The organism is Alcanivorax sp. HI0044, from assembly GCF_001634945.1.
This window is the reverse complement of sequence record NZ_LWEZ01000132.1, coordinates 1-774: the sequence shown is the minus strand read 5'-3', so window position 1 is coordinate 774 and position 774 is coordinate 1. Positions and strand designations below refer to the sequence as shown.

Here is a 774-nt window from a genome sequence, read left to right as displayed (position 1 = left end):
GATCGCACAACCGCTAATCCGCCGGAGCGCCTGGCGGTGTCCTCGGTGCGGGTGCACCCGGATTACCGTGCTGTCACTTTCCACAATGATCTGGCCCTGTTGCAGCTGGCCTCAGACAGCACCGCCACGCCACTGGACCTGGCCAAACCGCAGACCGTGTCTGCGCTGACCAGGGGCAGTAGCGACGAAGCCCTGCAGATAATGGGGTGGGGCTCCACCTCTCCCAGCGGCAATGGCCTTTCCAATTCTCTGCGCGAAGCCCGTGTGGACTACGTGTCCAGCGGCTATTGCGCCAGCCAGTGGAGCAACCTGAGCGGTAACCAGATTTGTGCGGGTGAAATGAACCCCCGGGGTGTCGCCCAGGATTCCTGTCGGGGTGATAGTGGCGGGCCTTTGGTGTACGGCGAGCCGGGGCAGCAATGGCTGGTCGGGGTTACCAGCTACGGCCATGAGCAGTGTGCCACCGCCGGCGTGCCGGCAGTTTATACCCGTGTGGACCGTTATCTGACCTGGCTGGAACAAACCACCTCGGGCAGCCTTGTGGATCTTGCCCTCACGGGCGCCACCGCTGATACCTACAGCAGCCCAGGGGCTGCCACCACGCTGCGTACCGGTATTACCAACACCAGCCAGCAGACCCTGGCCAATAATGTGGGCCTGCGAGTCACGCACAAGAACGGGCTCACGGTACGTGTTCCCGGGTTGGCTTGTGTAAAGCGCAGTGGCTATACAGATTGCCGTGGCAGCACGGATCTGACGCTTGGCCAGCAAACC

General features: G+C 62.7%; 1 protein-coding gene. It reads left to right on the top strand.

Going from position 1 to position 774, the window contains the following annotated elements; all coding sequences use genetic code 11:
- A partial coding sequence (locus tag A3730_RS01640; protein ID WP_156500780.1) for a trypsin-like serine protease occupies positions 1-774 on the top strand: 774 nt, incomplete at both ends.